A 12,793-nucleotide genomic window follows, 5' to 3' on the forward strand; every position below is an offset into this window, starting at 1 on the left:
ATGAACCAGGAACTTGCCACCAACCCTCTGAACCCGCTGGCCCCCACGCGGCAGTTCGATGAGATCAAGATCTCGCTGGCCTCGCCGGAAGAAATTCTGGCCTGGTCCTTCGGCGAGGTGAAGAAGCCCGAGACGATCAACTATCGCACGTTCAAGCCGGAACGCGATGGTCTGTTCTGCGCGCGCATCTTCGGTCCGATCAAGGACTACGAATGCCTCTGCGGCAAATACAAGCGCATGAAGTATCGCGGCCTGGTCTGCGAGAAATGCGGCGTGGAAGTCACGCTGCAGAAGGTCCGTCGCGAACGCATGGGCCACATCGAACTGGCCGCGCCCGTCGCGCACATCTGGTTCCTGAAGTCGCTGCCGAGCCGCATCGGCCTGATGCTGGACATGACCCTGCGGGATCTGGAACGTATTCTGTACTTCGAGAACTATGTCGTCATCGAACCCGGCCTGACCGACCTGACCTATGGTCAGCTGTTGGGTGAGGAAGAGTATCTTGACGCGCAGGACAACTTTGGCGCCGACGCCTTCCAGGCCGACATCGGTGCGGAAGCCATCCGTGCGATGCTGGCCAACATCGATCTGGCCGCAACTGCCGAGCAGCTGCGCGAAGACCTGAAGGCCGCCACCGGCGAGCTGAAGCCCAAGAAGATCATCAAGCGCCTAAAGATTGTCGAGTCGTTCCTTGAATCGGCCAACCGTCCCGAGTGGATGATCATGACGGTCATTCCGGTCATTCCGCCGGAACTGCGTCCGCTGGTTCCGCTGGACGGCGGCCGCTTTGCGACCTCCGACCTGAACGATCTGTATCGCCGCGTCATCAACCGCAACAACCGTCTGAAGCGCCTGATCGAGCTTCGTGCGCCCGATATCATCGTGCGCAACGAAAAGCGGATGCTGCAGGAATTGGTCGATGCGCTGTTCGACAACGGCCGTCGTGGCCGCGTCATCACGGGCAACAACCGTCGCCCGCTGAAGTCACTGTCGGACATGCTAAAGGGTAAGCAGGGTCGCTTCCGTCAGAACCTTCTGGGTAAGCGGGTCAACTTCTCGGGCCGTTCGGTCATCGTCACCGGTCCGGAACTGAAACTTCACCAATGCGGTCTTCCCAAGAAGATGGCCTTGGAACTGTTCAAGCCCTTCATCTATTCGCGTCTTGAAGCGAAGGGGCTGTCCAGCACCGTCAAGCAGGCCAAGAAATTGGTCGAGAAAGAGCGTCCCGAAGTCTGGGACATTCTGGAAGAGGTCATCCGTGAGCATCCGGTTCTGCTGAACCGTGCGCCCACGCTGCACCGTCTTGGCATTCAGGCGTTCGAACCGATCCTGATCGAAGGCAAGGCGATCCAGCTGCACCCGCTGGTCTGTTCGGCATTCAACGCCGACTTCGACGGTGACCAGATGGCCGTTCACGTGCCCTTGTCGCTGGAAGCGCAGTTGGAAGCGCGCGTCCTGATGATGTTGACGAACAACGTTCTGTCGCCTGCAAACGGTGCCCCGATCATCGTTCCTTCGCAGGACATGATCTTGGGTCTGTACTATGTCTCGATGAGCCGTGACGGCATGAAGGGCGAAGGCATGTCCTTCTCCAACATCGAGGAAGTCGAGCACGCCCTGGCCGCAGGCGAGGTGCATCTGCACTCGAAGATCACCGCCCGCATCCGTCAGATCGACCAGAACGGCAACGAGGTCGTCCAGCGTTTCGAAACCACGCCGGGCCGCATGCGTCTTGGCGCGCTGCTGCCGATGAACGCCAAGGCTCCGTTCGAGCTGGTGAACCGTCTGCTGCGCAAGAAGGACGTGCAGGTCGTCATCGATACCGTCTACCGCTATTGCGGTCAGAAGGAATTGGTCATCTTCTGCGACCAGATCATGGGTCTGGGCTTCCGTGAGGCATTCCGCGCCGGCATCAGCTTCGGCAAGGATGACATGGTCGTTCCCGACAACAAGTGGACGATCGTCGAAGAGGTCCAGGAGCAGGTCAAGGAATTCGAACAGCAGTATCTGGACGGCCTGATCACTCAGGGCGAAAAGTACAACAAGGTTGTCGACGCCTGGTCCAAGTGCAACGACCGCGTGACCGAAGCCATGATGTCCACCATCTCGGCCACCAAGATGGACGAGAACGGTGCCGAAATGGAACCGAACTCGGTCTACATGATGGCCCACTCGGGTGCTCGTGGTTCGGTCAACCAGATGAAGCAGCTGGGCGGCATGCGCGGCCTGATGGCCAAGCCCTCGGGTGAGATCATCGAAACGCCGATCATCTCGAACTTCAAGGAAGGTCTGACCGTTCTTGAATACTTCAACTCGACCCACGGCGCCCGGAAGGGTCTGTCGGACACCGCGTTGAAGACGGCGAACTCGGGCTATCTGACGCGTCGTCTGGTCAACGTCGCACAGGATTGCATCATCCGCGAACACGACTGCGGAACCGAGCATTCGATCACGGCATCGGCCGCGATCAACGATGGTGAGGTCATCTCGCCGCTGAGCGAGCGTGTGCTGGGCCGGACCGTGGCCGAGGACGTGCTGGTTCCCGGCAGCGATGAGATCATCATCCGTGCCGGCGAAGTGGTCGACGAACGCAAGGCTGATGCCATCGAGAAGGCGGCTGTTCTGCAGATCCGCATTCGTTCGGCACTGACCTGTGAATCCGAAGACGGCATCTGTGCGCTGTGCTATGGTCGCGACCTTGCACGCGGTACGCTGGTCAACATCGGTGAGGCTGTCGGCATCATCGCCGCGCAGTCGATCGGTGAACCCGGCACGCAGCTGACGATGCGGACCTTCCACATCGGCGGCATTGCACAGGGTGGTCAGCAGTCCTTCCAGGCTGCCTCGCACGAGGGTACGATCCAGTTCCGCAACGAAAGCATCCTGGAAAACGCCAATGGCGAACAGGTCGTGATGTCGCGCAACATGCAGCTGCTGGTTCTTGACGATCAGGGGCAGGAACGTGCCAGCCACAAGCTGTTCTACGGCTCGAAGCTGTTCGTGAAGGAAAAGGACCGCGTCATCCGCGGCGCCAAGCTGTTCGAATGGGATCCCTATACCCTGCCGATCATCGCGGAGAAGGGCGGCACGGCCAAGTTCGTCGACCTGATGTCGGGGATCTCGGTCCGCGACGAGACCGACGATGCGACGGGTATGACCCAGAAGATCGTGACCGACTGGCGGTCGGCGCCGAAGGGCAACGACCTCAAGCCCGAGATCATCGTCATGGACGCCGACGGCGAACCGGTGCGCAACGACCAGGGCAACCCGGTCAGCTATCCGATGTCCGTCGACGCCATTCTGTCGATCGAGGACGGCCAGGAGATCCGGCCGGGCGACGTGGTTGCACGTATCCCGCGCGAAGGTGCCCGGACCAAGGACATCACCGGGGGTCTTCCCCGCGTGGCGGAACTGTTCGAAGCCCGTCGTCCCAAGGATCACGCGATCATCGCCGAGATGGACGGCTATGTCCGCTTTGGCAAAGACTACAAGAACAAGCGTCGCATCACCGTCGAGCCTTCGGAAGAAGGCAACACGCCCGTCGAATACATGGTGCCGAAAGGCAAGCACATCCCGGTGCAGGAAGGCGACTTCGTGCAGAAGGGTGACTACATCATGGACGGCAATCCCGCGCCGCATGACATCCTGCGCATCATGGGTATCGAGGCTTTGGCCGACTACCTGATCGACGAGGTTCAGGACGTCTATCGACTGCAAGGCGTGAAGATCAACGACAAGCACATCGAGGTGATCGTTCGCCAGATGCTGCAGAAGATCGAGATCATCGACAGCGGCGAGACCACGCTGCTGAAAGGTGAGCACGTCGAGCGTGACGATTTCGAGGCTGAAAATGCCAAGATCGAAGCACGCGGTGGTCGTCCGGCCACGGGCGAACCTGTTCTGCTGGGCATCACCAAGGCGTCGCTGCAGACCCGCAGCTTCATCTCGGCCGCCTCGTTCCAGGAAACGACGCGCGTGCTGACCGAGGCTGCCGTTCAGGGCAAGCGCGACAAGCTGGTCGGCTTGAAGGAGAACGTCATCGTCGGCCGTCTGATCCCGGCCGGTACCGGTGGCGCCACCGCCCGCGTTCGCCGCATCGCGACCGAGCGTGACACGGAGGTGATCGAGACCCGCCGCGCCGAGGCAGAGGCCGCAGCCGCATTGGCCGCACCCGAGCCCGCCGCCGAGGCAAGCCCGATCATCGACATGACCGAAGGCAATCCCGAGGATTGATCTTCGTCACATGACAAGGCAAAGGCCCGGCATCACGCCGGGCCTTTGTCGTTTCACGCCCCCGATCTTGCGACGATCGGGCAGCCGCGTTATCGCTTGGGCGGTCAGCGGAGGCGGGTGATGAAAGTGCAGATGCTGGGGTTGTGCCGGTTTTCCTATGTCGGCCTGCGCGGTTTTCAGGTCGAACATGACGATTATTCGTCCCGGCGCGCCTATCTTTACGACCCCGACCGCCTTGAGCGGCGCTGGCAGTGGTTCGAACGCGTCGCCATGCCCGGCTGGCTGACGCAAAGCGATCCAGATTTCACGCTGGTCGTCATGACCGGCCCCGATCTTCCCGAGCCCTATCTGTCGCGGCTGGCCGCCATGTGCGACCGCGTGCCCCAGCTAAGGCTGGCGCTGGTGCCGCCGATGGCCAAGCATCGCGAGGCCTGCCTTGAGGCTGTTGCCCCGCATGTCGATGCGACCGCCGATGTCGTGGGGCATTTCCGCCATGACGACGACGATGCCGTCGCGCTGGACTACATCGAACGCAGCCGCGCCGATTTCGCCCGTGTCCGGGAACTGTGGAAAACCGAAGGCCGATTGTCGCTGGACTATGGCCGCGGATTGATGGTGACGGCCGCCGGCGGCAAGCTGTCGATCAAGCCCTGGCTGTGTCACAACATGGGCGTGGCGCTGACCATCTTCCTGCGGCCCGACGCGGGGCTGACCGCGCTGAGTTTCAATCACGCCAGCCTTGCCAAATGGATGCCGGGGGTGTCTGTCAACGATCCGGTGATGTTCATCCGATCGATCCATCAGGACAGCGACTCGGGTGCGATGGGGCAGGGGATGACCTGGCAACCCGAGGATGAGCCGCTGGCCCGTCTGATCCAGCGGCGCTTCGGCTTCGGGCGCCGGGTGCTGGAGGATCTGGCGGCGCTGACCGCGTGACGCTTGGGTAACGGGCAGGGGGCCGATGTTGACAGTCCGCCGGAATCCGCCTATAGCCCCGCTACCCGGCGGGAAACCGTCTTGGGCACATGAACATATGAGGTCACGATCCGGGCCGAAATACGCCCCGATCCTCTGAAATCATGCCCGTCACCCGGTTTCCGGCGCGGCGGGCTTGGTATTTTGCGATTCGCGCAACTTACCGTCGAGAAGAGGCGCAACCGGTCTGGTTGCGAGTATTGACAGAGCAAGACGGGGAACCGAATGCCTACGATCCAACAGCTGATCCGCAAACCGCGGCAGCCGAAAGTGCAGCGCAGCAAGTCGCAGCACCTTCAGGGCTGCCCGCAGAAGCGCGGCGTCTGCACGCGCGTCTACACGACGACTCCGAAGAAACCGAACTCGGCCATGCGTAAGGTTGCCAAAGTGCGCCTGACGAACGGTTTCGAGGTCATCTCCTATATCCCGGGCGAAAAGCACAACCTGCAGGAACACAGCGTCGTGCTGATCCGCGGCGGCCGCGTCAAAGACCTTCCGGGTGTCCGTTACCACATCCTGCGCGGTGTGTTGGATACCCAAGGTGTCAAAGACCGTCGTCAGCGTCGTTCGAAATACGGCGCCAAGCGTCCGAAATAAGGAGAGGCATCAATGTCCCGTCGTCACGCCGCTGAAAAGCGCGATGTCCTGCCCGACGCCAAATTTGGCGATCGCGTGCTGACCAAATTCATGAACAACCTGATGGTTGACGGCAAGAAATCGACCGCCGAGCGGATCGTCTACAACGCGCTGGAGCGCGTCGAGACCCGTCTCAAGCGCGAGCCGATCGAAGTCTTCCACGAGGCCCTGGACAACGTGAAACCCTCCGTCGAAGTGCGTTCGCGCCGCGTCGGTGGTGCCACCTACCAGGTTCCCGTCGAAGTCCGCCCGATCCGCCGTGAGGCGCTGGCAATCCGCTGGCTGATCACTGCCGCTGCCAAGCGCAACGAAAACACGATGGAAGAGCGCCTTGCGGGCGAGCTTGCCGATGCGGTCAACGGCCGCGGCACCGCCGTGAAGAAGCGCGAAGACACGCATAAGATGGCCGACGCCAACAAGGCGTTCAGCCACTACCGCTGGTAAGGCGAAAGGATCCCGACCATGGCACGCGACTATCCGCTGCAGCGTTACCGCAACTTCGGCATCATGGCCCACATCGATGCCGGCAAGACCACGACGACCGAGCGTATTCTGTTCTACACCGGCAAGTCGCACAAAATCGGCGAAGTGCATGATGGCGCCGCGACCATGGACTGGATGGAGCAGGAGCAGGAGCGCGGCATCACGATCACGTCTGCCGCGACCACCACGTTCTGGCAGCGTCAGGAAGACCCGACCAACGAAGGGACTTCCGACACCAAGTACCGGTTCAACATCATCGACACCCCGGGCCACGTCGACTTCACCATCGAAGTCGAACGTTCGCTGGCCGTTCTGGATGGCGCCATCTGCCTTCTGGACGCCAACGCCGGCGTCGAACCCCAGACCGAAACCGTCTGGCGTCAGGCTGACCGCTACAAGGTTCCGCGGATCGTGTTCGTCAACAAGATGGACAAGATCGGCGCCGACTTCTTCAACTGCGTGAAGATGATCAAGGACCGCACCGGCGGCACCCCGTGCCCGATCGCTCTGCCGATCGGCGCCGAGGACAAGCTGGAAGGCATCGTCGACCTGATCAAGATGGAAGAATGGGTCTGGCTGGGTGAAGATCTTGGCGCAAGCTGGGTTCGTCAGCCGATCCGTGACGAACTGAAGGATCTGGCCGACGAATGGCGCGCCAACATGATCGAGCTTGCCGTCGAGCAGGACGATGCCGCCATGGAAGCCTATCTGGAAGGCGAAGAGCCCGACGAAGCAACCCTGCGCGGTCTGATCCGCAAAGGCACGCTGTCGCTGTCGTTCTTCCCGGTCACCGCCGGTTCCGCGTTCAAGAACAAGGGCGTGCAGCCCCTGCTGAACTCGGTCATCGACTTCCTGCCGACCCCGCTGGACGTTCCCGCCTATATGGGCTTTGCGCCCGATGACGAGACCGAAACCCGCAACATCGAACGCCGTGCAGACAACTCGCAGGCATTCTCGGGTCTGGCCTTCAAGATCATGAACGACCCGTTCGTCGGCTCGCTGACCTTCACGCGTCTCTATTCGGGCGTGCTGAAGAAAGGCGATCAGCTGCTGAACGCCACCAAAGGCAAGCGCGAACGCGTTGGCCGCATGATGATGATGCACTCGATCAACCGTGAGGAAATCGAAGAAGCCTTCGCAGGCGACATCATCGCATTGGCCGGTCTGAAAGACACCACCACGGGCGATACGCTTTGCGATCCGTCCAGCCCGGTGGTTCTGGAAACGATGACCTTCCCCGAGCCGGTCATCGAGATCGCCATCGAGCCGAAGTCCAAGGCCGACCAGGAAAAGATGGGCATCGCCCTTCAGCGCCTGTCCGCCGAAGACCCGTCCTTCCGCGTGGAAACCGACCTGGAGTCGGGTCAGACCATCATGCGCGGCATGGGCGAACTTCACCTCGACATCTTGGTTGACCGCATGAAGCGGGAATTCAAGGTCGAGGCGAACATCGGTGCGCCCCAGGTGGCCTATCGCGAAACGATCTCGACCTCGGCCGACATCGACTACACGCACAAGAAACAGACCGGTGGTACCGGCCAGTTCGCGCGCGTCAAGATGTCGATCATCCCGACCGAGCCGGGCGAAGGTTATTCGTTCGAAAGCAAGATCGTCGGTGGTTCGGTTCCCAAGGAATACATCCCGGGCGTCGAAAAGGGCATCAAGTCGGTCATGGACTCCGGTCCGCTGGCAGGCTTCCCGGTCATCGACTTCAAGGTTGCGCTGACGGATGGTGCGTTCCACGACGTCAACTCCTCGGTGCTGGCATTTGAAATCGCGGCCCGTGCAGCCATGCGTGAAGGTCTGCGCAAGGCCGGTGCGAAGCTGCTGGAACCGATCATGAAGGTCGAAGTCGTGACGCCGGAAGAATACACCGGTTCGATCATCGGCGACCTGACCAGCCGTCGTGGCATGGTGCGTGGACAAGACAGCCGCGGCAACGCGAACGTCATCGACGCCGCAGTGCCGCTGGCCAACATGTTCGGTTACATCAACAACCTGCGTTCGATGTCTTCGGGTCGCGCGGTGTTCTCGATGCAGTTCAGCCACTATGAAGCTGTGCCGCAGAACATCTCGGACGAGATCCAGAAGAAATACGCCTGATTTTGCAGCGGGGCGTCACGCCCCGCTCCTGACCCGAATTGAAGAACAAGGAGCCATTCCATGGCAAAGGCAAAGTTTGAACGGAACAAACCGCACGTCAACATCGGGACCATTGGTCACGTTGACCACGGCAAGACGACGCTGACGGCTGCGATCACGAAGTACTTCGGCGACTTCCGCGCCTATGACCAGATCGACGGCGCACCCGAAGAGAAGGCCCGCGGGATCACGATCTCGACCGCGCACGTGGAATACGAGTCCGAAGCGCGCCACTATGCGCACGTCGACTGCCCCGGCCACGCCGACTACGTCAAGAACATGATCACCGGTGCCGCCCAGATGGACGGCGCGATCCTGGTCGTGAACGCCGCTGACGGCCCCATGCCGCAAACGCGCGAGCACATCCTGCTGGGTCGCCAGGTCGGCATCCCCTACATGGTCGTCTACCTGAACAAGGTCGACCAGGTGGATGACGAAGAGCTGCTGGAACTGGTCGAGATGGAAGTGCGCGAGCTGCTGTCCAGCTACGACTATCCGGGCGACGACATTCCGATCATCAAGGGCTCGGCTCTTGCTGCCATGGAAGGCCGCGACCCCGAGATCGGCGAGAACTCGATCAAGGAACTGATCGCAGCCGTTGAACAGCTACATCCCGACGCCCGAGCGCGCCGTGGACCAGCCCTTCCTGATGCCGATCGAAGACGTGTTCTCGATCTCGGGCCGTGGTACGGTCGTGACCGGCCGCGTCGAGCGTGGCGCTGTCAACGTCGGCGACGAACTGGAAATCGTGGGTATCCGCGACACCAAGAAAACGACCTGCACGGGCGTGGAAATGTTCCGCAAGCTGCTGGATCGTGGTGAGGCTGGCGACAACGTCGGCGTCCTGCTGCGCGGCATCGACCGTGAAGGCGTGGAACGTGGCCAGGTGCTGTGCAAGCCGAAGTCGGTGAACCCGCACACCAAGTTCGAAGCCGAAGCCTATATTCTGACCAAGGAAGAGGGTGGCCGTCACACGCCGTTCTTCGCCAACTACCGCCCGCAGTTCTATTTCCGCACGACCGACGTGACGGGAACGGTGAACCTGCCGGAAGGTACGGAAATGGTCATGCCGGGCGACAACCTGAAGTTCGAAGTCGAACTGATCGCGCCGATCGCCATGGAAGAAAAGCTGCGCTTCGCAATCCGCGAAGGCGGCCGCACCGTCGGTGCAGGCGTCGTCTCGAAAATCCTCGCCTGATCGGACGGCCCGCAAGGGCCATCCGCCAAGCGTTCATCCGGTGATCCGGCAACGGATATCAGGATGAAGAAGGGCCACCCCTCGGGGTGGCCCTTTTGCATTGTGGGGGTTAGCCCTTGGGTGAATTACGAAAAACTTATGAAAGGGGATGCCCATGGCAAAGTACATCCATTCGATGGTCCGCGTGTTGAACGAACAGCGGTCCATCGATTTCTATGATGTCTGTTTTGGTCTCAAGCTGGCGGACAGGCTGGATTTCGACAAGTTCACGCTTGTCTATCTGTCCAACGCCGAGACGGGTACCGAGTTGGAATTGACCGTGAACAAGGAACGTAGCGAGCCTTACGACTTGGGCGACGGCTATGGACATATCGCCTTTTCGGTCGCAGATGTGGACGCGGAACACGCGCGGCTGACGGCGGCTGGCTTTGCGCCGCGCAAGCTGGTCGACTTCGCCCCCGGTGGTGATGTCATCGCACGCTTCTTCTTTATCCAGGACCCTGACGGATACGAGATCGAAGTGCTTCAACGCGCCGGACGCTATCAATGAAAAACGCCCGGGGAATTTTTCCGGGCGTTTTAAAATTCGACAAAGCCAGATTTACATCACTGCGGCTTGGTTGACGCCGCCTTCTGCGATGGCGGTCATGTGAACGTCGCCCTGCTGGGTCTGATCCAAGCATTCCTGCAGGATCTTGCCGTCGGCATCCAACTCGAGACGGTTTGCGAAGGTACGGACGCAGCCGTAGCCGGCAATGGCGTAATGCGCCAAGCGCTGGTACTGGGTGATGATCGCCGCGTCGCGCACGTCGTCATCGCCATAGGATGCCTCGATGGCGTGCTTGCGCGCCTCGGTCACAAGACCTTCCATGCCTTTGCAATGCTCGCCCGTCGGGTCGATGCCGTGGTCGTTGCAAAGCTGGGCGATCTTGTCCATGCCGTCGGCAATGCCCGTGTTGCCCGCGATCAGGGCCTCGGACAGTTCGCGCGATTTGGCGGTGCGGCCCATTTCCGTCACGACGGTCATCGACTGCTTGCAGGCCGAATAGAGGTCCTGCAGCTGGTCAAGGTACAGGTCTTTCAGGGTGTTCATGGTCATGTCGTTGCCTTTCGTTGTTCCCTTGCGGGTGCTGGTGAAACAACGCGACCTGCGCCCGGTCGTTCCACAATGATGTCAAAGATCCGCATCGCTTGACTTTGGCTCGGGGCGGGGCCAGCAACGGCGCTGACGCGATGGGCGAAAGGATGGCATCATGTTCGGATGGTTCGAAAGACGCATCGACCCCTATCCCATGGCCGAGCCGACCATGCCGCCCGCAGGCCTGTTCCGCTTTGTCCTGCACTACAGCCGCGGTGCCATCCCCTGGCTGGTGCTGCTGGCGATCGGATCGGCGACCATTGCGCTGATCGAGCTAATGCTGTTCGGTTGGCTGGGCACGCTGATCGACCGTCTGGCCGACACGCCGCGCGACCAGTTCTGGTCGCAGCAGGGCGGTACGCTGGCAATGATGGCGGTTGTGTTGCTGATCGTGCTGCCGGCGCTGAACCTTGTGACCTCGATGGTGCTGCATCAATCGCTGATGGGGAATTTTCCACAGCGGATCCGTTGGCTGGCACATCGTTATCTGTTGCGGCAGTCGGTGGGTTATTTTCAGGACGAATTCGCCGGACGGATTGCGCAGCGGCTGATGCAGACCTCGCTTGCGGTGCGCGAGGTTGCGATGAAGATCATGGATGTGGGCAGCTATGTCGTGACCTATTTCATCGGCGCGATGCTGCTGGCGGCCAGCCAGGATTGGCGGCTGGCGCTGCCGTTCGTCATCTGGGGCACGGGCTATGGCCTGTTGCTGTGGCAGATCGTGCCGCGGCTTGGGCGTGTGGCGCAGGCGCAGGCTGATGCGCGCAGCCAGATGACCGGGCGGATCGTCAACAGCTATACCAATATCGCCACCGTGAAGCTGTTTTCCCATTCCGACCGCGAAGAGCGCTGGATGCGCGACGGCATGGACCGCTTTCTGGTGACGGTCCACGGCCAGATGCGGCTGGCCAGCATTCAGGACGTGGCGCTGAACATGCTGAACGTCTGGTTGGTGGCCTCGGTCGCGGGGCTGGGGCTGTGGCTCTGGTCCGAAAATGCCGTGGCGGTGGGGGCGGTGGCGGTTGCCGTGCCGCTGGCGATGCGGATGAACAACATGGCGCATTGGATCATGTGGGAATTCGCGGCGCTGTTCGAAAACATCGGCACCGTGCGCGATGGCATCACCAGCCTGTCGCTGCCCCGTCAGGTGCTGGATGCGCCGGGCGCCGTGCCCTTGCTGCCGGGGCCGGGGGCGGTGCAGTTGCAGAACGTCACCTTCCGCTATGGGGGCGCTGCGGGCGCACAGCCGATGGCCGTGCTGGATGATCTGACGCTGAACCTGAAACCCGGCGAGCGTGTCGGTCTGGTGGGACGCTCGGGGGCGGGGAAATCGACGCTGATCAACCTGCTGCTGCGGTTTCACGACATCGACGGCGGTCGCATCACCATCGACGGTCAGGACATTTCGCAGGTCACGCAGGACAGCCTGCGCAGCGCCATCGGGGTGGTGACGCAGGACAGTTCGCTGCTGCACCGCTCAGTCCGGGACAACATCACCTATGGGCGCCCCGATGCCAGCGACGAACAGGTGCAGGCAGCCCTGCGCATGGCCGAGGCTGACGGCTTCGTCCCCGATCTGTCCGACAGCCAGGGGCGACAAGGCTTGGATGCCCATGTCGGCGAACGCGGGGTCAAGCTGTCGGGTGGTCAGCGCCAGCGCATCGCCATTGCCCGCGTGGCGCTGAAGGATGCCCCCATCCTGATTCTGGACGAGGCGACCAGCGCCTTGGACAGCGAGGTCGAAGCCGCCATCCAGTCGCGTCTGGACGTGCTGATGCAGGGCAAGACCGTCATCGCCATCGCCCACCGTCTGTCCACCATCGCCGCCATGGACCGGCTGGTGGTGATGGATCAGGGCCGCATCGTCGAGGAAGGCACCCATGCGCAACTGCTGGATCGCGGCGGCATCTATGCCCGGCTGTGGGCGCGGCAATCGGGGGGCTTTCTGGCGGCGCATGATGCGTGACGCTTGCGCGCGGTGATCGCTT

General features: G+C 61.5%; 8 protein-coding genes and 1 pseudogene. 8 read left to right on the forward strand and 1 reads right to left on the reverse strand.

Features of this window, described 5'->3' with window-relative positions:
- The 7 genes and pseudogenes from rpoC (at position 1) to SJY40_RS01915 (ending at position 10,217) form a co-directional block, all read left to right on the forward strand.
- Positions 1-4,233 (forward strand): DNA-directed RNA polymerase subunit beta', encoded by a 4,233-nt coding sequence (rpoC, locus tag SJY40_RS01885; protein WP_378942081.1) that lies wholly within the window; start codon positions 1-3, stop codon positions 4,231-4,233.
- 120 nt (positions 4,234-4,353) lie between these two features.
- Positions 4,354-5,169, forward strand: coding sequence for a glycosyltransferase (locus SJY40_RS01890; protein WP_378942083.1), 816 nt, complete (start codon positions 4,354-4,356; stop codon positions 5,167-5,169).
- Between the two features lie 264 nt (positions 5,170-5,433).
- A complete protein-coding gene (gene rpsL, locus SJY40_RS01895; protein WP_022705687.1) occupies positions 5,434-5,805 on the forward strand; it encodes a 30S ribosomal protein S12 in 372 nt (123 codons plus the stop codon).
- A 12-nt stretch (positions 5,806-5,817) separates the two neighbouring features.
- The gene (rpsG, locus tag SJY40_RS01900; RefSeq protein ID WP_378942086.1) at positions 5,818-6,288 is read left to right on the forward strand and encodes a 30S ribosomal protein S7; all 471 of its coding nucleotides are present in this window, start codon (positions 5,818-5,820) and stop codon (positions 6,286-6,288) included.
- 18 nt (positions 6,289-6,306) lie between these two features.
- Positions 6,307-8,430 (forward strand): elongation factor G, encoded by a 2,124-nt coding sequence (fusA, locus tag SJY40_RS01905; protein WP_378942088.1) that lies wholly within the window; start codon positions 6,307-6,309, stop codon positions 8,428-8,430.
- 60 nt (positions 8,431-8,490) lie between these two features.
- Positions 8,491-9,667: pseudogene (gene tuf, locus SJY40_RS01910) on the forward strand (elongation factor Tu).
- A gap of 154 nt (positions 9,668-9,821) precedes the next feature.
- Complete coding sequence (locus SJY40_RS01915; RefSeq protein ID WP_378942090.1) at positions 9,822-10,217, forward strand: VOC family protein; 396 nt, start codon at positions 9,822-9,824, stop codon at positions 10,215-10,217.
- A gap of 51 nt (positions 10,218-10,268) precedes the next feature.
- Here SJY40_RS01915 and SJY40_RS01920 read toward each other — a convergent pair whose 3' ends face one another.
- A complete protein-coding gene (locus SJY40_RS01920) occupies positions 10,269-10,766 on the reverse strand; it encodes a ferritin-like domain-containing protein (RefSeq protein ID WP_378942093.1) in 498 nt (165 codons plus the stop codon).
- 154 nt (positions 10,767-10,920) lie between these two features.
- Between SJY40_RS01920 and SJY40_RS01925 the strand changes: the two genes are divergently transcribed.
- Complete coding sequence (locus SJY40_RS01925; protein ID WP_378942095.1) at positions 10,921-12,771, forward strand: ABC transporter ATP-binding protein; 1,851 nt, start codon at positions 10,921-10,923, stop codon at positions 12,769-12,771.
- Positions 12,772-12,793: the final 22 nt, after the last annotated feature.

The sequence above is a fragment of the Paracoccus sp. R86501 genome (assembly GCF_042466435.1).
GTDB lineage: Bacteria > Pseudomonadota > Alphaproteobacteria > Rhodobacterales > Rhodobacteraceae > Paracoccus.

Excerpts from the sequence above, each read along its gene's own strand:
- rpoC (WP_378942081.1), top strand. The coding sequence starts at position 1 with ATGAACCAGGAACTTGCCACCAACCCTCTGAACCCGCTGGCCCCCACG.
- SJY40_RS01915 (WP_378942090.1), top strand. The coding sequence starts at position 9,822 with ATGGCAAAGTACATCCATTCGATGGTCCGCGTGTTGAACGAACAGCGG.
- SJY40_RS01920 (WP_378942093.1), bottom strand. The coding sequence starts at position 10,766 with ATGACCATGAACACCCTGAAAGACCTGTACCTTGACCAGCTGCAGGAC.
- rpsL (WP_022705687.1), top strand. The coding sequence starts at position 5,434 with ATGCCTACGATCCAACAGCTGATCCGCAAACCGCGGCAGCCGAAAGTG.
- fusA (WP_378942088.1), top strand. The coding sequence starts at position 6,307 with ATGGCACGCGACTATCCGCTGCAGCGTTACCGCAACTTCGGCATCATG.
- rpsG (WP_378942086.1), top strand. The coding sequence starts at position 5,818 with ATGTCCCGTCGTCACGCCGCTGAAAAGCGCGATGTCCTGCCCGACGCC.
- SJY40_RS01925 (WP_378942095.1), top strand. The coding sequence starts at position 10,921 with ATGTTCGGATGGTTCGAAAGACGCATCGACCCCTATCCCATGGCCGAG.
- SJY40_RS01890 (WP_378942083.1), top strand. The coding sequence starts at position 4,354 with ATGAAAGTGCAGATGCTGGGGTTGTGCCGGTTTTCCTATGTCGGCCTG.